Origin of the sequence: Citrobacter sp. TBCS-14, from assembly GCF_005280805.1 — a bacterium.
Lineage (GTDB): Bacteria > Pseudomonadota > Gammaproteobacteria > Enterobacterales > Enterobacteriaceae > Citrobacter > Citrobacter gillenii.
Genome location: NZ_SZWM01000257.1, coordinates 421 through 682, shown reverse-complemented (window position 1 = coordinate 682; position 262 = coordinate 421). Strand labels below are relative to the sequence as shown.

The window sequence follows — 262 nt, the reverse complement described above, 5'->3', positions numbered from 1 at the left end:
GGGTATGCAGGCGGCTTTTGTAGATATTGGGCTGGATAAAGCCGCATTTCTCCACGCATCAGACATCATGCCGCATACCGAATGCGTAGCGGGTGAAGAACAAAAACAGTTCACTGTACGCGATATCTCCGAACTTGTGCGTCAGGGGCAAGACCTGATGGTACAGGTGGTGAAAGATCCTCTGGGCACGAAGGGCGCACGCCTGACAACGGACATCACGCTACCTTCCCGTTATCTCGTCTTTATGCCGGGGGCGTCGCAC

At 54.6% G+C, this 262-nt stretch carries 1 protein-coding gene; it reads left to right on the top strand.

Annotated elements, in window-relative coordinates; all coding sequences use genetic code 11:
• Nucleotides 1-262: S1 RNA-binding domain-containing protein (locus tag FDX22_RS12365; protein ID WP_146717267.1), on the top strand; the 262-nt coding region annotated here is incomplete at both ends.